At 59.2% G+C, this 21,128-nt stretch carries 19 protein-coding genes; 7 read left to right on the top strand and 12 right to left on the bottom strand.

Annotation, left to right across the window (positions count from 1 at the left end; genetic code table 11):
• Positions 1–18: 18 nt before the first annotated feature.
• The 5 genes from mnmE to rpmH form a co-directional block, all read right to left on the bottom strand.
• Positions 19–1,389, bottom strand: coding sequence for a tRNA uridine-5-carboxymethylaminomethyl(34) synthesis GTPase MnmE (gene mnmE / locus MKZ87_RS22525; protein ID WP_085696625.1), 1,371 nt, complete (start codon positions 1,387–1,389; stop codon positions 19–21).
• Positions 1,390–1,470: 81 nt separating this feature from the next.
• Positions 1,471–3,153, bottom strand: a complete 1,683-nt coding sequence (gene yidC, locus MKZ87_RS22520) for a membrane protein insertase YidC (RefSeq protein WP_007954136.1) — start codon at positions 3,151–3,153, stop codon at positions 1,471–1,473.
• A gap of 2 nt (positions 3,154–3,155) precedes the next feature.
• Positions 3,156–3,401 (bottom strand): membrane protein insertion efficiency factor YidD, encoded by a 246-nt coding sequence (gene yidD / locus MKZ87_RS22515; RefSeq protein WP_010465488.1) that lies wholly within the window; start codon positions 3,399–3,401, stop codon positions 3,156–3,158.
• Positions 3,394–3,795: a ribonuclease P protein component gene (gene rnpA, locus MKZ87_RS22510; RefSeq protein ID WP_011336726.1), complete on the bottom strand. Its 402-nt coding sequence runs from the start codon at positions 3,793–3,795 to the stop codon at positions 3,394–3,396. Before rnpA ends, yidD begins: the two co-directional genes overlap by 8 nt.
• A 16-nt stretch (positions 3,796–3,811) precedes the next feature.
• On the bottom strand, positions 3,812–3,946 hold the full coding sequence (gene rpmH, locus MKZ87_RS22505; protein WP_003213577.1) for a 50S ribosomal protein L34: 135 nt from the start codon (positions 3,944–3,946) through the stop codon (positions 3,812–3,814).
• Positions 3,947–4,513: 567 nt separating this feature from the next.
• Here rpmH and dnaA point away from each other — a divergent pair.
• From dnaA to gyrB, 4 genes are read left to right on the top strand one after another with little or no spacing between them, the layout of a single operon-like run.
• A complete protein-coding gene (gene dnaA, locus MKZ87_RS22500) occupies positions 4,514–6,037 on the top strand; it encodes a chromosomal replication initiator protein DnaA (protein WP_266202006.1) in 1,524 nt (507 codons plus the stop codon).
• Between the two features lie 39 nt (positions 6,038–6,076).
• Positions 6,077–7,180 carry a DNA polymerase III subunit beta gene (gene dnaN / locus MKZ87_RS22495; protein ID WP_007954131.1) on the top strand — a complete coding sequence of 368 codons (1,104 nt, stop codon included), beginning with the start codon at positions 6,077–6,079 and terminating at the stop codon, positions 7,178–7,180.
• A gap of 14 nt (positions 7,181–7,194) precedes the next feature.
• Positions 7,195–8,298, top strand: a complete 1,104-nt coding sequence (recF, locus tag MKZ87_RS22490; RefSeq protein ID WP_003220208.1) for a DNA replication/repair protein RecF — start codon at positions 7,195–7,197, stop codon at positions 8,296–8,298.
• A gap of 5 nt (positions 8,299–8,303) precedes the next feature.
• The gene (gyrB, locus tag MKZ87_RS22485; protein WP_085686140.1) at positions 8,304–10,721 is read left to right on the top strand and encodes a DNA topoisomerase (ATP-hydrolyzing) subunit B; all 2,418 of its coding nucleotides are present in this window, start codon (positions 8,304–8,306) and stop codon (positions 10,719–10,721) included.
• Between the two features lie 71 nt (positions 10,722–10,792).
• Here the strand turns inward: gyrB and MKZ87_RS22480 are convergent, their stop codons facing one another.
• A complete protein-coding gene (locus MKZ87_RS22480; RefSeq protein ID WP_085696622.1) occupies positions 10,793–11,512 on the bottom strand; it encodes a response regulator transcription factor in 720 nt (239 codons plus the stop codon).
• A gap of 166 nt (positions 11,513–11,678) precedes the next feature.
• On the opposite strand from MKZ87_RS22480, the gene MKZ87_RS22475 reads away from it, so the two are divergent.
• Positions 11,679–13,220: an ATP-binding protein gene (locus MKZ87_RS22475; protein ID WP_266202005.1), complete on the top strand. Its 1,542-nt coding sequence runs from the start codon at positions 11,679–11,681 to the stop codon at positions 13,218–13,220.
• A 157-nt stretch (positions 13,221–13,377) separates the two neighbouring features.
• Here the strand turns inward: MKZ87_RS22475 and MKZ87_RS22470 are convergent, their stop codons facing one another.
• From MKZ87_RS22470 to glyQ, 4 genes are all read right to left on the bottom strand, one after another.
• On the bottom strand, positions 13,378–14,157 hold the full coding sequence (locus tag MKZ87_RS22470) for a lysophospholipid acyltransferase family protein (protein WP_085696942.1): 780 nt from the start codon (positions 14,155–14,157) through the stop codon (positions 13,378–13,380).
• Positions 14,158–14,239: 82 nt separating this feature from the next.
• Positions 14,240–14,779: a D-glycero-beta-D-manno-heptose 1,7-bisphosphate 7-phosphatase gene (gmhB, locus tag MKZ87_RS22465; RefSeq protein ID WP_234206184.1), complete on the bottom strand. Its 540-nt coding sequence runs from the start codon at positions 14,777–14,779 to the stop codon at positions 14,240–14,242.
• A 4-nt stretch (positions 14,780–14,783) separates the two neighbouring features.
• Positions 14,784–16,838 carry a glycine--tRNA ligase subunit beta gene (glyS, locus tag MKZ87_RS22460; RefSeq protein ID WP_085696617.1) on the bottom strand — a complete coding sequence of 685 codons (2,055 nt, stop codon included), beginning with the start codon at positions 16,836–16,838 and terminating at the stop codon, positions 14,784–14,786.
• Positions 16,835–17,788 carry a glycine--tRNA ligase subunit alpha gene (gene glyQ, locus MKZ87_RS22455; protein ID WP_085696941.1) on the bottom strand — a complete coding sequence of 318 codons (954 nt, stop codon included), beginning with the start codon at positions 17,786–17,788 and terminating at the stop codon, positions 16,835–16,837. Before glyQ ends, glyS begins: the two co-directional genes overlap by 4 nt.
• 81 nt (positions 17,789–17,869) lie before the next feature.
• Between glyQ and tag the strand changes: the two genes are divergently transcribed.
• Positions 17,870–18,427 (top strand): DNA-3-methyladenine glycosylase I, encoded by a 558-nt coding sequence (gene tag, locus MKZ87_RS22450; protein WP_085696615.1) that lies wholly within the window; start codon positions 17,870–17,872, stop codon positions 18,425–18,427.
• A gap of 40 nt (positions 18,428–18,467) precedes the next feature.
• On the top strand, positions 18,468–19,355 hold the full coding sequence (locus MKZ87_RS22445; protein WP_085702241.1) for a lysophospholipid acyltransferase: 888 nt from the start codon (positions 18,468–18,470) through the stop codon (positions 19,353–19,355).
• 51 nt (positions 19,356–19,406) lie between these two features.
• Here the strand turns inward: MKZ87_RS22445 and MKZ87_RS22440 are convergent, their stop codons facing one another.
• Positions 19,407–19,721: a tetratricopeptide repeat protein gene (locus MKZ87_RS22440; protein ID WP_085696612.1), complete on the bottom strand. Its 315-nt coding sequence runs from the start codon at positions 19,719–19,721 to the stop codon at positions 19,407–19,409.
• Positions 19,722–19,739: 18 nt separating this feature from the next.
• Complete coding sequence (trkA, locus tag MKZ87_RS22435) at positions 19,740–21,116, bottom strand: Trk system potassium transporter TrkA (RefSeq protein ID WP_085696610.1); 1,377 nt, start codon at positions 21,114–21,116, stop codon at positions 19,740–19,742.
• Positions 21,117–21,128: the final 12 nt, after the last annotated feature.

Below are 21,128 nucleotides of genomic sequence, written 5' to 3'. Positions count from 1 at the left end.
CTGTGGACAGCGGATGGATTATTTACCGATGCAGAAGCTGGAAAAGATCCGTCCCAGCAGATCATCGGAGCTGAAGGCGCCGGTGATTTCCCCAAGGGACTGCTGGGCCTGACGCAGGTCTTCGGCCAGCAACTCACCCGCTCCCGCCAACGTCAGTTGGGCACGTCCATGTTCCAGGGCATCACTGGCGTGACGCAGGGCTTCCAGGTGCCGGCGGCGTGCGCTGAAGCTGCTTTCCGACGTCTGTTCGTAGCCCATGCAGGCCTTGAGGTGATCACGTAGCAGATCCAGCCCTTCACCGGCGGATTTTGCGCTCAGACTGATCGTTACATGGCCGTCGTCGCTGACTTCCAGAGCAATGGGTTCACCGGTGAGATCAGCCTTGTTGCGAATCAGCGTGACCTTCGCCGGATCCGGCCGGGTTTCAAGGAATTCCGGCCACAGCGCAAACGGATCGGCGGCCTCGGGCGCCATGGCATCGACAACCAGCAGCACTCGATCAGCTTCGCCGATGGCTTTCAATGCTCGTTCAACGCCGATCTTTTCCACATGATCATCGGTGTCGCGCAGACCGGCGGTGTCCACTACGTGCAGCGGCATGCCGTCGATGTGGATATGTTCGCGCAGGATATCCCGAGTCGTGCCGGCGATCTCCGTCACGATGGCGGCTTCTCGTCCGGCCAATGCATTCAGCAGACTGGATTTGCCGGCATTCGGACGACCGGCAATCACCACGGTCATGCCGTCACGTAGCAATGCGCCCTGCCCGGCTTCGCGCAATACGGTGGATAACTCGTTACGAACCTTGTCGAGCATGCTCAGGACATGGCCATCGGCGAGGAAGTCGATTTCTTCTTCCGGGAAGTCGATCGCGGCTTCGACATAAATCCGCAAACCGATCAGCTGTTCGGTGAGGTTATGCACACGTTGGGAAAATGCACCCTGCAACGAACGCAGAGCGTTTCGTGCGGCCTGTGCAGAACTGGCTTCGATCAGGTCGGCAATGGCCTCGGCCTGGGCCAGGTCGAGTTTGTCATTGAGGAATGCTCTTTCGCTGAACTCACCGGGCCGCGCCAGACGGCAACCCAGTTCCAGACAACGCTTGAGCAACATGTCGAGGACGATCGGGCCACCGTGGCCCTGCAGTTCCAGTACGTCTTCGCCAGTGAACGAGTTCGGCCCTGGGAAATACAGCGCCAGACCTTCATCCAGCACCTGTTGATCGTCACTGAAGAACGGGCCGTAGTGGGCAAACCGTGGTTTCAGTTCACGGCCGCTGATGGCTTTGGCTGCAACGCTGGCCAGCGGCCCGGAAATTCGAACGATGCCCACGCCGCCACGGCCCTGGGCGGTAGCGACGGCTGCGATGGTTTCACGAGGTGCGCTCATAAACCGGTATCCAGACAAAAATGGCAGATAGCAAAACGCCCCACTAGGGGGCGTTTTGAGTGGTGTTATCCACAGAGTAAGTTACGCCTCGGCTTTTTTCGTCGCCGCTTCGATCTTACGCGTGATGTACCACTGTTGGGCAATCGACAGGCAGTTGTTCACAACCCAGTACAGCACCAGACCTGCCGGGAACCACAGGAAGAAGAAGGTGAAGATAATTGGCATCATTTTCATCACCTTGGCCTGCATCGGATCCGGAGGTGTAGGGTTCAGACGCTGCTGGATGAACATGGTCGCGCCCATGATGATCGGCAGGATGAAGAACGGATCCTTGATCGACAGGTCGGTAATCCACAGCATGAACGGCGCCTGGCGCATTTCCACGCTTTCCAGCAGAACCCAGTACAGAGAAAGGAAAACCGGCATCTGCACGAGGATCGGCAAGCAGCCGCCCAGCGGATTGATCTTCTCTTTCTTGTACAGCTCCATCATGGCTTGCGACATTTTCTGCCGGTCATCGCCATGTTGCTCTTTCAGTGCAGCCAGTTTCGGAGCCACGGCGCGCATGCGGGCCATCGACTTGTAGCTGGCGGCCGACAGAGGGAAGAAAATCCCTTTGATCAGCATGGTCAGGAAGATGATCGACCAGCCCCAGTTGCCGACGATGCTGTGGATATGTTGCAGGAGCCAGAAGATTGGCTGGGCAATGAACCACAGAATGCCGTAGTCGACGGTCAGTTCCAGACCTGGGGACAACTCTTTCAGCACAGCCTGGCTTTTCGGACCGGCGTACAGAACAGCGCTGGTTTCGACTTTCGCACCCGGTGCAGCGGTCAGCGAAGGACCGGTGTAACCGATGATGTAATTGCCTTTGCTGTCTTTACGGGTCTGGACGATGTTGTTTTCGCCCTTCGGAGCAACCCATGCCGTCACGAAGTAGTGTTGCAGCCAGGCTACCCAGCCACCGGTGACGGTTTCCTTGAGCTGACCTTTGTCCATGTCCTTCATGGACACTTTCTTGTACGGCTCGGAACTTGTCCACAGGGCAGCGCCCAGGTAAGTCGCGGTACCGGTAGCAGTAGTCGACGAAGGATCGGCACTTGCATCGCGTTTCAGCTGGGCAAACATCGAACCGGACCAAGGCTGAGCGCTCTGGTTGTCGATCAGATAAGTCACGGTCACGTCATACAGGCCACGTTTCAGAGTGAAACGCTTGATGTAATTGACGCCGTCCTTGCTGAACTTCAGGTCAACGACCAGTTGGTCCTGACCGTCAGCCAGTTGATAAGTCTTCTTCTCCGAGGAGTAGATCGGACGACCGGCCGGATTTGCATCCGGACCGTTGGTGCCGATCAGACCGCTCTGTGCCAGATAAGTACGTTCGCCGCCGTTGTCGAACAGCTGGAACGGTACGTCCGGACGATCCTGACGGCGTGGATACAGCGGCAAGGTCAGCTGGGCAACATCGCCACCTTGTGGATCGATCGCGAGATCGAGCACGTCGGTCTTGATCTGGATCAGATCCTTGCTGACGGCGACCGGCGTTTCGGCAGGTGCGCTGGTATCACTTGCGGCGCGCGGAATATCGTCACTGGCGGCAGCATTATTGCCAGTGGCGGTGTCCGGCAAACCGGATGTAGTCGTACTGGAAGCAACATTCTGAGTCGGCAGGGCAGCCTGGCCATAGTCCTGGTTCCATTTAAGGACCATGACGTAGGACACGATTGCCAGGGCGACGATCAGGATCGTGCGTTTGATATCCATGATTACTCGGCCATCGAAGAAGAACGGGAGGTAGGGATAGGTGGAACCGGGTCATAACCACCGGGATTCCACGGATGACAGCGACCTAAACGACGAAAGGTCAGCCAGCCACCGCGCAGAAGGCCATGATTTTCGATGGCTTCATACGCGTAGCAGGAACAGCTGGGGTAGAAACGACAGTGACTGGCCATCAAGGGACTAATGGCATAGCGATAAAACTGGATCGGAACGAGTGCCAGTTTACGCATCGGGACTGTCTACCCCTACAGTTTCGGTTTTGACTGCTGGTACCGGCTTGTTGCGTGCCAGACGCTTCCAGAGTTTGCCGAAATGCTGAATCAATTCGGGGTTTTCTACGTCACCCAAACCTTTGCGCGCGACGATAACGATGTCCCAGCCGACCAGTGAATCCTGGTGCAGGCGAAACGATTCGCGCATCAGACGTTTGAGGCGATTGCGCTCGACGGAGAGTTTTACACTCTTTTTCCCGATAACCAGCCCGAGACGGGGGTGATCGAGATCGTTGTTGCGCGCAAGGAGCAGGAGATTTTTCCCCGGAACCTTGCCGGTAGGGGAGTCAAAGACCGCCTTGAAGTGCCGGGGAGTAAGCAGACGCTTTTCCCGACTGAAGTCCTGACTCACCTCCAGTGCCGGATTATCAAACTGCCAGACGTGCGCGGCCTTTGGCGCGACGACGCGACAGTACGGCACGACCGTTCTTGGTAGCCATGCGAGCACGGAAACCGTGGGTACGAGCGCGTTTGATAGTGCTTGGTTGGAAAGTACGTTTCATGTCGTGTTACCTGGTTCGTCCACAACGGGCCGGAATGGCCCCCGTTTTAAGAGACCGGGGATTCTAGAGAAAGCAAGTCCATAGGTCAATTTCCAACCAACGTTTCCTTATAAATAGATCTTCGGAGCGTGGGGGACCTGATTAACCGTTTGCCAGAGATAAAAATAAAGAAGGGAATTATTTAAAGCTTTTCTGTAAAGCTTGTAAAAGCTAGGCACGTCCCCGTCTGTGGATAACTGGCTCAAGGCCTTGTTTCAAGCGATGTACAGAGAATGACAACTACAGTGGAAAACCGTGTTAAGCCTGTGTTGCACTGTCGGATAACCTGTGTGTGGAAAGGGCGGTTATCCACAGGCCGGTTATCCACCGACTTTCGCCCCCAGTTGTCCAGTGTGCTCAGATAGGGTTATCCACAAAGCTTATGCACACACCGTTGGTCGCCTTTTTCTCGTTTAACGCATTGATAAATCATGTGCACCGGGCAACCTGCATGTGGATAAGTGGACGACTGGCCGCTACAATGGCCGCTTGTTTTTGCCTCACCGGCTTTCAACTTAGGGGATATCCGTGTCAGTGGAACTTTGGCAGCAGTGCGTGGAGCTTTTGCGCGAAGAGCTGCCTGCCCAACAATTCAACACCTGGATCCGTCCACTACAGGTCGAAGCCGAAGGCGACGAGTTGCGCGTCTATGCACCGAATCGTTTTGTTCTGGACTGGGTCAACGAGAAGTACCTGGGGCGCGTCCTTGAACTGCTGGATGAGCATGGCAATGGTCTGGCACCGTCGCTTTCCTTATTAATAGGCAGCAAACGCAGTTCGGCCCCGCGTGCCGCCCCGAATGCGCCATTGGCTGCTGCTCAAGTGGCCCAGGCTCAGGCCAATGCGGTACCGGCCAGCGCACCAGCACCAGTCCCGACACCTGCACCGACCAAGCGTTCGCCTCAGAAAACCGAAGAGATCAGTGAAGAGCCGTCCCGCGACAGCTTTGATCCGATGGCCGGCGCCGCTTCGCAACAGGCACCGGTTCGCGCCGAACAGCGCACCGTGCAGGTTGAAGGCGCGCTCAAGCACACCAGCTACCTGAACCGCACCTTCACCTTCGAAAACTTCGTCGAAGGTAAGTCCAACCAACTCGCCCGTGCGGCGGCCTGGCAAGTGGCAGACAATCCCAAGCACGGCTACAACCCGCTGTTCCTTTATGGCGGTGTAGGTCTGGGTAAGACGCACTTGATGCACGCGGTGGGCAACCATCTATTAAAGAAGAACCCGAATGCCAAGGTCGTGTACCTGCATTCCGAGCGTTTCGTGGCCGACATGGTCAAGGCGCTGCAATTGAACGCGATCAACGAGTTCAAGCGTTTCTACCGTTCGGTGGACGCCCTGCTGATCGACGACATTCAGTTCTTCGCCCGCAAGGAACGTTCCCAGGAAGAGTTTTTCCACACCTTCAACGCCCTGCTTGAAGGTGGCCAGCAGGTCATCCTTACCAGTGACCGCTACCCGAAAGAAATCGAAGGCCTTGAAGAGCGCCTCAAATCCCGCTTCGGCTGGGGCCTGACGGTTGCCGTCGAGCCACCGGAACTGGAAACCCGCGTCGCGATTTTGATGAAGAAGGCCGACCAGGCCAAAGTCGAGTTGCCTCATGACGCGGCGTTCTTCATTGCCCAGCGTATTCGCTCCAACGTCCGCGAGCTGGAAGGTGCGCTGAAACGCGTGATCGCCCACTCGCACTTCATGGGCCGCGACATCACCATCGAGTTGATTCGCGAATCCCTGAAAGACCTGTTGGCGCTGCAGGACAAACTGGTCTCTGTGGATAACATTCAGCGTACCGTCGCCGAGTACTACAAGATCAAGATCTCCGACTTGCTGTCCAAACGCCGTTCGCGTTCGGTCGCTCGTCCGCGTCAGGTGGCCATGGCCCTGTCCAAGGAACTGACCAACCACAGCCTGCCGGAAATCGGCGATGTGTTTGGCGGCCGCGACCACACGACGGTGTTGCACGCCTGCCGCAAGATCAACGAACTTAAGGAATCCGACGCGGACATCCGCGAGGACTACAAGAACCTGCTGCGTACACTGACCACTTGATGAACACCAGCGCAGCTTATTAAGGCAAGGGACTAGACCATGCATTTCACCATTCAACGCGAAGCCCTGTTGAAACCCCTGCAACTGGTCGCAGGCGTCGTCGAGCGCCGACAGACCTTGCCGGTACTGTCCAACGTGCTGCTGGTTGTCGATGGCCAGCAACTGTCGCTGACCGGTACCGACCTGGAAGTCGAGCTGGTCGGTCGCGTGCAACTTGAGGAGCCGGCTGAAACAGGTTCCATCACCGTGCCGGCGCGCAAGCTGATGGACATCTGCAAGAGCCTGCCGAACGATGCGCTGATCGACATCAAGGTCGACGAGCAGAAGCTGGTGGTGAAAGCCGGCCGTAGCCGCTTCACCCTGTCGACCCTGCCGGCCAATGACTTCCCGACTGTGGAAGAAGGCCCGGGTTCGCTGACCACCAGCCTGGAACAGAGCAAGCTGCGTCGCCTGATCGAACGCACCAGTTTCGCGATGGCCCAGCAGGACGTGCGTTACTACCTCAACGGCATGTTGCTGGAAGTCTCGACCGGTGTGATCCGTGCCGTCGCTACCGACGGTCACCGTCTGGCCATGTGTTCGATGCAGGCCGACATCGGTCAGCAGGAACGCCACCAGGTAATCGTGCCGCGTAAAGGTATTCTCGAACTGGCACGTCTGCTCACCGAGCCGGACGGCAACGTCAGCATCGTCCTGGGTCAGCATCACATCCGTGCGACCACCGGCGAGTTCACCTTTACCTCGAAACTGGTCGACGGCAAGTTCCCGGATTACGAGCGCGTTCTGCCGAAGGGCGGCGACAAGCTGGTGCTGGGCGATCGTCAGGCGTTGCGTGAAGCTTTCAGCCGTACCGCGATTCTGTCCAACGAGAAATACCGTGGTATCCGTCTGCAACTGGCCAGCGGTCAGTTGAAGATCCAGGCCAACAACCCGGAGCAGGAAGAAGCGGAAGAAGAAGTAGGTGTGGAATACAACGGCGGCTCCCTGGAAATCGGCTTCAACGTCAGCTATCTGCTCGACGTGCTGGGCGTGATGACCACCGAGCAGGTTCGTCTGATCCTGTCCGACTCCAACAGCAGTGCGCTGGTGCAAGAGTCCGACAACGACGATTCGGCTTACGTTGTCATGCCGATGCGTCTGTAATCAGCTGACTCTGGATGTCGCTAAGTCGCGTCTCGGTCACCGCGGTGCGCAATCTGCACCCGGTGACCTTCTCCCCCTCCCCCCGAATCAACATTCTTTACGGTGCCAACGGCAGCGGCAAAACCAGTGTTCTGGAAGCCATTCACCTGCTGGGGCTTGCCCGTTCGTTTCGTAGCACGCGGCTGTTGCCGGTCATCCAGTACGAGCAGCTTGCCTGCACCGTTTTCGGTCAGGTCGAACTCGCCGAGGGTGGCCACAGCGCATTGGGGATATCTCGCGATCGTCAGGGCGAGTTCCAGATCCGTATCGACGGTCAGAATGCCCGCAGCGCTGCGCAACTGGCGGAAATCTTGCCGCTGCAGTTGATCAATCCCGACAGCTTTCGCCTGCTGGAAGGCGCGCCGAAGATTCGCCGGCAGTTCCTCGACTGGGGCGTGTTCCACGTCGAGCCGCGGTTCATGGCCACCTGGCAGCGTTTGCAGAAGGCCTTGCGCCAGAGAAACTCCTGGCTGCGGCATGGTACACTTGACGCCGTTTCGCAAGCGGTTTGGGACAGGGAACTGTGCCAGGCCAGCGCTGAAATCGATGAATACCGCCGCGCTTACATCAAAGCCTTGAAACCAGTCTTTGAACAAACCTTGAGCGAACTGGTTGAGCTCGAAGGTTTGACGCTCAGCTATTACCGAGGCTGGGACAAGGACCGGGAACTGAGCGCTGTACTCGCCGGATCCGTGCAACGGGACCAGCAAATGGGTCATACCCAGGCTGGGCCACAACGGGCTGACTTGCGTCTTAGATTGGGCGCTCACAACGCTGCGGACATCTTGTCCCGGGGTCAGCAAAAGTTGGTGGTCTGTGCGTTGCGGATTGCCCAGGGGCATTTGGTGAGCCAGGCCCGACGCGGCCAGTGTATTTATCTGGTGGATGACTTGCCGTCCGAGCTGGATGAGAGTCACCGTCGCGCGCTGTGCCGCTTGCTGGAAGACTTACGCTGCCAGGTTTTTATTACCTGTGTAGATCACGAATTATTGAGGGAAGGCTGGCAGACGGAAACGCCAGTCGCTCTGTTCCACGTGGAACAGGGCCGTATCACCCAGACCCACGACCATCGGGAGTGAAGGCATTGAGCGAAGAAAATACGTACGACTCATCGAGCATTAAAGTGCTGAAAGGCCTGGATGCCGTGCGCAAACGTCCCGGTATGTACATTGGTGACACCGACGATGGCAGCGGTCTGCACCACATGGTGTTCGAGGTGGTCGACAACTCGATCGACGAAGCCCTCGCCGGCCACTGCGACGACATCAGCATCATCATCCACCCGGATGAGTCCATCACCGTCAAAGACAACGGTCGTGGCATCCCGGTAGACGTGCACAAAGAGGAAGGCGTTTCCGCCGCCGAGGTCATCATGACCGTCCTCCACGCCGGCGGTAAGTTCGACGACAACTCCTACAAGGTATCCGGCGGTCTGCACGGTGTAGGTGTTTCGGTAGTGAACGCGCTGTCCGAAGAGCTGGTCCTGACCGTTCGCCGCAGCGGCAAAATCTGGGAACAGACCTACGTCCATGGCGTACCTCAGGCGCCGATGGCGATCGTTGGTGACAGCGAAACCACCGGTACCCAGATTCACTTCAAGGCTTCCAAGGAAACCTTCAAGAACATTCACTTCAGCTGGGACATCCTGGCCAAGCGTATTCGTGAACTATCCTTCCTCAACTCCGGTGTCGGTATCGTCCTGAAGGACGAGCGCAGCGGCAAGGAAGAGCTGTTCAAGTACGAAGGTGGCCTGCGTGCGTTCGTTGAATACCTGAACACCAACAAGACTGCGGTCAACCAGGTGTTCCACTTCAACATCCAGCGTGAAGACGGCATCGGCGTGGAAATCGCCCTGCAGTGGAACGACAGCTTCAACGAGAACCTGTTGTGTTTCACCAACAACATTCCGCAGCGCGACGGCGGCACACACCTGGTGGGCTTCCGTTCCGCACTGACGCGTAACCTGAACAACTACATCGAGCAGGAAGGTCTGGCGAAGAAGCACAAAGTCGCCACCACCGGTGACGATGCCCGTGAAGGCCTGACCGCAATCATTTCGGTGAAGGTGCCGGATCCGAAGTTCAGCTCCCAGACCAAAGACAAGCTGGTTTCTTCCGAAGTGAAGACCGCGGTCGAACAGGAAATGGGCAAGTACTTCTCCGATTTCCTGCTGGAAAACCCGAACGAAGCCAAACTGGTTGTCGGCAAGATGATCGACGCAGCCCGTGCCCGTGAAGCGGCGCGCAAGGCCCGTGAGATGACCCGTCGCAAAGGCGCGCTGGACATCGCCGGTCTGCCGGGCAAGCTCGCTGACTGCCAGGAAAAAGACCCGGCGCTGTCCGAACTGTACCTCGTGGAAGGTGACTCCGCGGGCGGCTCTGCCAAGCAGGGACGTAACCGCAAGACCCAGGCCATCCTGCCGCTGAAGGGCAAGATCCTCAACGTCGAGAAAGCCCGTTTCGACAAGATGATCTCGTCCCAGGAAGTGGGCACCCTGATTACCGCGCTGGGCTGCGGTATCGGTCGCGAAGAGTACAACATCGACAAGCTGCGCTATCACAACATCATCATCATGACCGATGCTGACGTCGACGGTTCGCACATCCGTACCCTGCTGCTGACGTTCTTCTTCCGCCAGTTGCCTGAGCTGATCGAGCGCGGCTACATCTACATCGCCCAGCCGCCGCTGTACAAGGTCAAGAAAGGCAAGCAAGAGCAATACATCAAAGACGACGACGCCATGGAAGAGTACATGACGCAGTCGGCCCTGGAAGATGCGAGCCTGCACCTGAACGAAGACGCCCCGGGCATTTCGGGTGAAGCGCTGGAACGTCTGGTGAATGACTTCCGCATGGTGATGAAGACCCTCAAGCGTCTGTCGCGCCTGTACCCGCAGGAGCTGACCGAGCACTTCATCTACCTGCCGGCCGTCAGCCTGGAAATGCTCGGCGACCACGCCAAGATGCAAGATTGGCTGGCCCAATACGAAGTCCGTCTGCGCACCGTCGAGAAGTCGGGTCTGGTCTACAAGGCCAGTCTGCGTGAAGACCGCGAGCGTGGCGTATGGCTGCCAGAGGTCGAGCTGATCTCCCACGGCCTGTCGAACTACGTCACCTTCAACCGCGACTTCTTCGGCAGCAACGACTACAAGACCGTCGTCACCCTCGGCGCTCAATTGAGCACCCTGCTCGACGAAGGCGCGTACATCCAGCGTGGCGAACGCAAGAAAGCGGTCACCGAGTTCAAGGAAGCCCTGGACTGGCTGATGGCCGAAAGCACCAAGCGCCACACCATCCAGCGATACAAAGGTCTGGGTGAAATGAACCCGGATCAGCTGTGGGAAACCACCATGGACCCAAGCGTGCGCCGCATGCTGAAAGTCACCATCGAAGACGCCATTGGCGCAGACCAGATCTTCAACACCCTGATGGGTGATGCGGTCGAACCTCGCCGTGACTTCATCGAGAGCAACGCTCTGGCGGTGTCCAACCTGGACTTCTGATCCCGGTCGTCGTCAAAAAAAGGCCAACGCATTGCGTTGGCCTTTTTATTGGCAGATCAAAATACGCAGTCTTACTCAGACACCGCCGCCACACTCTCCAACCGATACCCATACCCATAAATCGTCAGCAGCTGCCAACCCCGATCCGCCGTCAGTCCGAGTTTGTTGCGTAGGCGATAAATATGGGTGTCCAGTGGTCGCGACGTGGACATCTCTTCGTGGGGCCAGAATCTCTCGTACAGGTAATCCCGTGACAGCGGCCGCCCCAGGTTGCTGAACAGGCAGTGGGCGAGACGATATTCGCGTTCGGTCATGACGATCGGTTTCCCGTCGCGGGTAACGGTCAGTTCGGCGTCGTCGAACACCAGATCGTTAAAACGCAGGACTTCGGCGGGTGCGCTACGTTGCAGGCTATGCCGACGCAAGACCGCTGCCACGCGGGCCTTCAATTCATTGGGTCGAAACGGTTTGCTCACGTAATCGTCGGCTCCCGCATTCAACGCCTGGACGATATCGCTCTCGCCGTCGCGGCTGGTGAGCATTATGGCGGCCGGCGGGGCTTCCATGTGTTCGCGGGTCCAGCGCAGCAGTGCCAGGCCGGTGAGGTCGGGCAATTGCCAGTCGAGGATCAACAGGTCGAAGGTTTCCCGGCGCAACTGGCGCAGGAGGTCTTCACCGCTTTCGAAGCTGTGAAGTGACCACGGCTGTCCTCCAGCCTCGGCGATTTGTTGCAGGGTCTGCTCGACCCGGCGCAGTTCGGCGGGTTCATCGTCCAGTATCGCAACGCGCATACGCGGTGGTTCCTTGTCGCTCGGGCAATGGGTGCCGACCGGATCGGCTCTCTCCATGCAGTGAAAGTAAGCGGCACGCCGTGGGGTGAGCCGCTATGATTCTTCGGGTCTACGTCCTCAGACCGGCCGTCTATGAATCCATTCAACCCGCCCTGCCCTGTTTCCCATGAATAACCAGCGCCGACACGAAAGTCGCGTACCCAGCCAGGTTCAGCGTTTGTTCCGGCAACTGGTGCGCGAGTGGGTGTGGATAAGTCTAGTGCTGTTGCCGCTGACTGCACTGCTTTCCTGGCGTGCGCAGATCAATTTGCATGACCCGTCGCCATTGATGGGCGCAGGACTTTCGGTAGCCATGGTCGCGTGCGTACTTGGGTTGCTGCTGTGGCGCCCGCGTCTGGCGCTCTGGCTCACATTGGGCGGGATGGCCTGCGTGCTGTTGACCAGTGCAGGCCTGGCTGAGATGCGGCGTTGGTGGTCACCGACGCCGGCAGTGCTGGGTATGTTGTTCGGTTATCTGATCTGGAACTGGCGACGCCTGAGCGTGGTGCTGACCTACTTCGGTTGGGAGCTTGCGCGGCTGGACAGTGAACCGAAAGTCTTCCCCGAACGGCGTCGGGCGCAGTTTCCCGGCGCCGACCGCTTGCAGGGGCAGATCATGGCGCTTGAGCAAGCCATGAGCCGCACCCGCGATACCCGCCGGTTCATTGCCGACGGGCTGGAATATCTCCCGGTCGCGACCCTGATCAGCGATCCACGGGGGCAAGTCTTGTTGGGCAACCGCAAGGCACGGAGCCTGTTCGATCACAATCTGGTGGGCGAGGATGTGCTCGATCAACTGGCGAGCCTGGGTTATCCGGAGTTGTCCACAGATCCGCGCCCGCCGCTCTCCGAGCTGCCTCTGCTGGAGTTTCGTGATCACAAGGAACGCAGCCTGCGCCTGGAGCGTGCTGCGTTGTTGCCCGTCGATGGCGACCTGCCAATCGGCTGGCTCCTGAGTCTCACTGACCTGAGCGCCGAACGCGCCGCCGAGGAACAGCGCGGTGTATTGCTGCGCTTTCTGTCCCATGACCTGCGCGCGCCCCATTCGGCGATTCTCGCCCTGCTCGATGTACACCGGCATCAGGCAGGAACGGATTCGCCACTGCTCGAACAGATTGAGCGCCAGGTACGCCGGGCGCTGGAACTCACCGACGGCTTCGTCCTGCTGGCCCGGGCGGAATCCGAGGCGTACCGGTTTCAGCCGAGCTTGTTCGGAATGCTGGTCATGGACGTGCTGGATCAGGCACTGCCCATCGCCCAGCAAAAGCGCATCCAGCTGTTGAACGACATGGACGAACACTCTCAGGAGCGTTTGATCCTGGCCGATCAAGGCTTGTTGACCCGAGCACTGTTCAACCTGCTGGAAAACGCAATCAAGTACAGCCCGGCCGGATCCACGATCGTCATGCGTGTCAGCTGCCATGACGACTGGTTGCGTTGTGAACTGACCGATCAAGGCAAAGGCATCGCGGCAGAGGAACTGCCTGATCTGTTCAGCCAATACCGACGCTTTTCTTCTGCACAAGGCATCGACGGCGTGGGGTTGGGGCTGTCGATGGTCAAAGCCGTGGTGGATCACCATGGCGGTCGGATCGAGTGCCTGAGCGTGGTCGATCAAGGCACGACGTTCCGTGTGGAACTGCCGCTGATCGCCGAAGAGCAGGCATAAAAAAACCGGCTATATCAGCCGGTTTCCTTACTTCCCAAAAAAACTTATGCACCTTTTACGGCGTTTTATCAGCTTCAGAAATATATAAATAAATCAGTCACTTAATATGGTAATCAAGCACTTTGCGAACAAACCGTACACAGGTTATCCACAAATCTCAGACAGCGATCTGATCGTTCGCAGCCGGAGCTTCAGGGGCCGGAGGCAGCGAGCCCATTTCCCGTTGTGTCTTCTCGTTCCACGCCTGTACCCGGTCATTCAGATCGGCAATGGCGCGAGGGCCGTTGCCCTCGGCGTACATCGGCTCACCAATCACCACAGTGATCACGCCGGACTTTTTGCCCCAACCGATTTTCGGCCAGAACTTGCCGGCATTGTGCGCAATTGGCAGCACCGGAAGCGCCGCATTCACTGCCAATGCGCTGCCACTGCGGGAGAACTTGCCGATGGTGCCGTGGGGAACGCGAGTGCCTTCAGGGAAGATCAGCACCCAGACATTGTCCTTGAGCAACTCGTCACCCTTCGCCGCGACCTGCTTGAGGGCGGCTTTCGGGTTTTCCCGGTCAATTGCGATCGGCCGTAGCATGGCCATCGCCCAGCCGAAGAACGGCACGTACAGCAATTCGCGCTTGAGCACCTGGCTCAAGGGCGAGAAATAAGCGGAGAGAAAGAACGTCTCCCAGGTGCTCTGGTGGTTCGATTGAATCACGCAGGGCCGGTCAGGCACGTTTTCTGCGCCTTTGACTTCGTAGCGGATGTCGAGGAACACCTTGGTTAACCACAAGGCGCAACGGCACCAGTACACGTTGATGAAACGATAGCGCGCCTTGAACGGCAGAAAGGGCGCGATAAAAAAGCTCAGGCTGCACCACAGCAGAGCAGTGGTGCCCAGCAGCAGGTAAAAGAGGAAGATTCTGATGGCCTGCAGTATCGACATGGCGACGTTTACCATTACGGGCGATGCCCGACTGTTCAAGCGCACTCCCGATCAATCCCTGGTCAGGAACTTCAGAAGTACTCTAGTTGTGGATAAGTTCTGCGGCAATCGCCGCGAGATCGTCAAAAATCAGGGTGCCCACCGGCAAGGTCTTGGCCTGAGTCTTTTCGCCTTTCCCGGTCTTTACCAAAACGGGCTGTGAATCGACGGCTTTGGCGGCCTCCAGGTCACCAAGGCTGTCGCCGACAAACCAGACATTTGTCAGCGCGATGTTGTAATGCTGCGCGATGGTTTTCAACATCCCCGGTTTCGGCTTGCGGCAATCGCAACCTTCGTCCGGGCCATGCGGGCAATACACGATCAGCCCGACTTCACCGCCCTGCTCTGCCACCAGTTCGCGCAGACGCGCGTGCATGGCATCGAGGGTGGCGAGGTCATAGTAGCCGCGAGCAATGCCCGACTGGTTGGTGGCGACCGCCACCGTCCAGCCGGCTTTGCTCAACTGCGCAATCGCTTCGATCGAGCCGGGCAGCGGAATCCACTCCTCCACCGACTTGATGTAAGCGTCGGAGTCGTAATTGATCACTCCGTCCCGATCGAGAATCAGCAGTTTCAACAGCAATCCCTCAACCCAGCAGCGAAATGTCGGCAACGCCCAGGAACAGACCACGCAGACGCGCCAGCAGCGCGTAACGGTTGGCCCGCACGTTGGCGTCTTCGGCATTGACCATCACCGCGTCGAAGAACGCGTCCACCGGCTCGCGCAGGGCGGCCAGGCGTGCCAGCGATTCGTTGTACTGACGCGCCGCGGCCATTGGCTGTACAGCCTGGTCCGCCTGCTGGATCGCCGAGTACAGCGAGAACTCGTTGGCATTGTCGAAGTACTTGGCCTGGACTTCGGTCGGCACCGAGCCTTCCACCTTGCTCAGCAGGTTCGACACACGCTTGTTCACCGCCGCCAGCGCTGCCGCTTCCGGCAGTTTGCGGAAGGCCTGGACCGCCTGCACACGCTGGTCGAAGTCCAGCGCCGAACCCGGCTTCAGGGCACGTACCGACAGGTAGGTGGCAACGTCCACGCCTTCGTCTTCGTAACGCGCACGCAGACGGTCGAAGATGAATTCCAGCACTGCGTCGTTCAGGCCGGCAGCCTTGACCTTCGCGCCGAAGGAATTCACAGCGAACGCCACGGCATCGTTCAGATCTAGATCCAGTTGTTTTTCGATCAGGATCCGCAACACGCCCAGTGCCGCACGGCGCAGGGCATACGGGTCTTTGCTGCCGGTAGGCAGCATGCCGATGCCGAAGATGCCGACCAGAGTGTCGAGCTTGTCGGCGATGGCCACTGCTGCACCGGTCAGGGTGGCTGGCAACTCAGCGCCGGCACCGCGTGGCATGTACTGCTCGTTCAGCGCCAGGGCGACGTCTTCCGGCTCGCCGTCATTGAGGGCGTAGTAGTAGCCGGCGACACCTTGCATCTCAGGGAACTCGCCGACCATTTCGGTCGCCAGGTCGCACTTGGACAGCAAGCCTGCGCGGGCAGCCCACGAAGCGTTGCCGCCGATGCGTGCGGCGATGTACGCGGCCAGTTTCGACACGCGCTCGGCCTTGTCGTAGACGCTGCCGAGTTTTTCCTGGAACACTACGTTCTGCAGGCGATCGTTGAATGCTTCGAGCTTCTGCTTCTTGTCTTGCTTGAAGAAGAACTCGGCGTCGGTCAGACGTGGGCGAACCACTTTCTCGTTACCGGCGATGATCTGCTGCGGGTCTTTGGATTCGATGTTGGCCACGGTAATGAAACGTGGCAGCAACTTGCCGTCGGCATCCAGCAGGCAGAAGTACTTCTGGTTGTCCTGCATGGTGGTGATCAGCGCTTCCTGCGGCACGTCGAGGAAACGTTCCTCGAACGAGCACACCAGCGGCACCGGCCACTCGACCAGCGCGGTCACTTCGTCGAGCAGCGCCGGCGGCACGATGGCAGTGCCTTCCTGACGGGTCGCCAGTTCTTCGGTGCGTTTGCTGATGATTTCGCGACGCTCGTTGGCGTCGGCCAGCACGTAAGCGGCACGCAGGTCGGCCAGGTAGCTCGACGGCGAACCGATGCGCACACTTTGCGGGTGGTGGAAACGGTGGCCACGGGACTCACGGCCAGCCTTCTGCGCGAGGATCGTGCAGTCGATGACCTGGTCGCCGAGCAGCATCACCAGCCACTGGGTCGGACGCACGAACTCTTCCTTGCGCGCACCCCAGCGCATGCGTTTCGGGATCGGCAGGTCGTTCAGCGAGTCTTCGACGATGGTCGGCAGCAGGCTGGCGGTTGGTTTGCCGGCGATGTTCTGGCTGTAGCGCAGTTTCGGACCGCTCTGGTCGATTTCGCTCAGCTCGACCCCGCACTTCTTGGCAAAACCCAGTGCCGCTTGAGTCGGGTTGCCTTCAGCGTCGAATGCGGCCTGACGTGGCGGGCCGTCGAGGTTGATGCTGCGATCCGGCTGCTGGGTCGCCAGCGCAGTGATCAGCACGGCCAGACGACGCGGGGCGGCGTAGACGGTTTTGGTCTCGTAGTTCAGGCCAGCGGCCTGCAGGCCCTTGTCGATACCGGCCAGAAACGCTTCGGCCAGGGTGTTCAGGGCTTTGGGTGGCAGTTCTTCGGTGCCCAGTTCAACCAGAAAATCTTGAGCACTCATTGTGCAGCCTCCAGCTTGGCCAGTACTTCGTCACGCAGGTCCGGGGTTGCCATCGGGAAGCCCAGCTTGGCGCGGGCCAGCAGGTAGGCTTGGGCGACGGAACGCGCCAGGGTGCGTACGCGCAGAATGTATTGCTGACGCGCAGTCACCGAGATCGCCCGGCGTGCGTCCAGCAGGTTGAAGGTGTGCGAGGCCTTCAGGACCATTTCATAGCTTGGCAACGGCAGCGGCTGGTCGAGTTCGATCAGGCGCTTGGCTTCGCTTTCGTAGAAATCGAACAGTTCGAACAGCTTGTCGACGTTGGCGTGTTCGAAGTTGTAAGTGGACTGCTCCACTTCGTTCTGGTGGAACACGTCGCCGTAGGTGACTCTGCCGAACGGACCGTCAGCCCAGACCAGGTCATAGACCGAATCCACGCCCTGCAGGTACATGGCCAGACGCTCCAGACCATAGGTGATCTCGCCGGTCACCGGGTAGCACTCGATGCCACCTGCCTGCTGGAAGTAAGTGAACTGGGTCACTTCCATGCCATTCAGCCAGACTTCCCAGCCCAGACCCCAGGCGCCGAGGGTCGGCGATTCCCAGTTGTCTTCGACGAAGCGGATGTCGTGGACCAGCGGGTCCAGGCCGACATGCTTGAGGGAGCCCAGGTACAGCTCCTGGAAGTTGTCCGGGTTCGGCTTCAGGACTACCTGGAACTGGTAGTAGTGCTGCAGACGGTTCGGGTTTTCGCCGTAACGGCCGTCAGTCGGACGGCGGCTTGGCTGCACGTAGGCGGCGTTCCAGGTTTCCGGGCCGATGGCACGCAGGAATGTCGCGGTGTGGAAAGTGCCGGCGCCTACTTCCATATCGTAGGGCTGAAGTACCACACAACCTTGCTCGGCCCAGTATTGCTGGAGCGCGAGGATCAAGTCTTGGAAGGTACGCACGGCTGGCGTAGGCTGGCTCACGAAATTCACCTGTTTCTTGGGCTGCGATTTAAAGAGCGGGAGTATACCCGATTCAGTCGCACCTCCACCCCCTGGAGCCTTATGCCACGCTGCTTTTGGTGCAACGAAGATCCGCTGTACATGGCTTACCACGATCAGGAGTGGGGTACGCCGCTACGCGATGCGCAGGGTTTGTTCGAGTTGCTTTTGCTCGAAGGGTTCCAGGCCGGGCTTTCGTGGATCACCGTGCTGCGCAAGCGCGAGCGATATCGCGAGGTGTTGTACGGCTTCGACGTACAACGCGTGGCGCAGATGAGCGACGCGGAAATCGACGATTTGATGCTCGATCCGGGGATCATCCGCAACCGTCTCAAGCTCAATGCCGCCCGGCGCAATGCCCAGGCGTGGCTGGAGCTGGAAGACCCGGTGGCGTTCCTCTGGTCGTTTGTGGATAACCGCCCGATCATCAATCATTTCAAGGATCGCAGTGAAGTCCCGGCCATTACCCCGCAAGCCGTGGCCATGAGCAAGGGCCTGAAAAAGGCCGGTTTCACCTTCGTCGGTCCGACCATCTGCTACGCGCTGATGCAGGCCTCGGGCATGGTCATGGATCACACGCAGGACTGCGACCGCTACGCGCAGCTCGTCAACGGCGGTTAGAATGGCCGCCTCGCGCACAGCACAAGATCAGGAGTGACCTGTGGAAAAGTTTAAAGGCGCCATGCTGGTTGGCGCTCTGCGGCTGTTTGCCCTGCTTCCGTGGCGGGCCGTGCAGGCCGTGGGTTCGGCGATCGGCTGGATCATGTGGAAAACCCCCAACCGCTCCCGGGACGTGGTGCGGATCAACCTGGCCAAATGTTTTCCACAGATGGATCCGGCCGAACGCGAGCGTCTGGTCGGCCAGACCCTGAAAGACATCGGCAAGTCTCTGACCGAAAGCGCCTGCGCCTGGATCTGGCCGGCCCAGCGCTCCATCGACCTGGTGCGCGAAGTCGAAGGCCTCGACATCCTCAAGGATGCGCTGGCGTCGGGCAAAGGCGTGGTCGGCATTACCAGCCACCTGGGCAACTGGGAAGTGCTCAACCACTTCTATTGCAGCCAGTGCAAACCGATCATTTTCTATCGTCCGCCGAAGCTCAAGGCTGTGGATGAATTGCTGCGCAAACAGCGCGTGCAACTGGGCAACAAGGTCGCCGCGTCGACCAAGGAAGGCATCCTCAGTGTCATCAAGGAAGTGCGCAAGGGCGGTCAGGTGGGGATTCCTGCGGACCCGGAGCCGGCCGAATCCGCCGGGATCTTCGTGCCGTTCTTCGCTACCCAGGCCCTGACCAGCAAGTTCGTGCCGAACATGCTTGCCGGTGGCAAGGCTGTCGGGGTGTTCCTGCATGCCCTGCGTCTGCCGGACGGTTCTGGCTACAAGGTGATCCTCGAAGCCGCGCCGCAAGCCATGTACAGCACCGACACCGAAACGTCCTGCGCGGCGATGAGCAAGGTGGTCGAGCGTTATGTGGCGGCTTATCCGAGCCAGTACATGTGGAGCATGAAACGCTTCAAGAAGCGTCCGCCGGGCGAGGCGCGCTGGTACTGATCGGCGATGGGAGATTGTGGATAACCTGACCAGGCGGGTTATCCACAGCTGTCACGGCTTCTGCCGTTCGAGCTTCTTCAGGAACACCGTCATTTCTTTCTCGGCCTGCTTGTCGCCATGGGCTCGGGCCGCCTCCAGCCCTTGTTCCCATGCCTGCCGCGCTGCCGCGTGATCACCTTGCGCCAGCTGCGCCTTGCCCAACAGTTTCCAGGCCGCCGAGTATTTCGGATCGAAGCCGACGCAACGCTGCAAATGTTCGGCAGCCTTCGCGTTCTCCCCCAGATCCAGATAACCCTTGCCCAGGCCGAAGCGCAGCAGCGAGTTATCCACACCCTTGGCGAGCATTTTCTCCAGCGATTCAATCATCGGTTCGGCTCCTGGTGGTCAGAAGAAACTCAGGCCCACGTGGAACAGTTTCTCCACATCGCGAATATGTTTTTTATCCACAAGGAACAGAATCACATGGTCACCGGCGGCGATGACCGTATCGCCGTGGGCGATGATCACTTCCTCATCACGGATGATCGCGCCGATAGTCGTGCCCGGAGGCAGTGCGATGTTTTCGATCGCCTTGCCGATGACCTTGCTCGACTTCGAATCGCCATGGGCCACCGCTTCAATGGCCTCTGCCGCGCCCCGGCGCAACGAGTGCACGCTGACGATATCGCCGCGCCGCACGTGGGCCAGCAAGGTGCCGATGGTCGCCAGTTGCGGGCTGATGGCGATGTCGATGTCACCGCCCTGGATCAGGTCGACGTAGGCCGGGTTGTTGATGATCGTCATCACCTTCTTCGCGCCCAGACGTTTGGCCAGCAGCGACGACATGATGTTGGCTTCGTCATCGTTGGTCAGCGCGAGGAAGATGTCCGCGTCGGCGATGTTCTCTTCCAGCAGCAGGTCGCGATCCGACGCGCTGCCCTGCAGTACCACGGTGCTGTCGAGGGTGTCGGAGAGGTAGCGGCAGCGCGCCGGGTTCATCTCGATGATCTTCACCTGATAGCGACTTTCGATGGCCTCGGCCAGCCGCTCGCCGATCTGCCCGCCGCCGGCAATCACGATGCGTTTGTAGCTTTCGTCTAGGCGGCGCATTTCGCTCATCACCGCGCGAATGTTCGCACGGGCGGCGATGAAGAAGACTTCGTCGTCCGCCTCGATCACCGTATCGCCCTGGGGAAGAATCGGTCGGTCACGACGGAAAATCGCGGCCACTCGGGTTTCCACATTCGGCATGTGCTCGCGCAACTGGCGCAGTTGCTGACCCACCAGCGGCCCGCCGTAGTAGGCGCGCACCGCCACCAGTTGCGCCTGGCCTTCGGCGAAATCGATCACCTGCAAGGCACCGGGGTGCTGGATCAACCGCTTGATGTAGTTGGTGACCACTTGCTCGGGACTGATCAGCACGTCGACCGGAATCGCCTCGTTCTGGAACAGTTGCTCCTCGCGGGTCAGGTACGACGCTTCGCGCACCCGGGCAATCTTGGTCGGGGTATGGAACAGGGTGTGGGCAACCTGGCACGCGACCATGTTGGTTTCGTCGCTGTTGGTCACCGCCACCAGCATGTCGGCGTCGTCGGCACCGGCCTGACGCAACACGGTCGGCAGCGAGCCACGGCCCTGCACGGTGCGGATATCGAGGCGGTCGCCAAGATCGCGCAGACGGTCGCCGTCTGTGTCGACCACCGTGATGTCGTTGGCCTCGCTGGCCAGATGTTCAGCCAGCGAACCGCCGACCTGTCCCGCACCGAGGATGATGATTTTCATCCAGTCACTCCA

The organism is Pseudomonas sp. MCal1 (genome assembly GCF_026341415.1).
In the GTDB taxonomy this organism is placed as follows: domain Bacteria; phylum Pseudomonadota; class Gammaproteobacteria; order Pseudomonadales; family Pseudomonadaceae; genus Aquipseudomonas.
The sequence above is the reverse complement of the archived record's forward strand: the minus strand, read 5'-3'. Positions and strand labels throughout refer to the sequence as shown.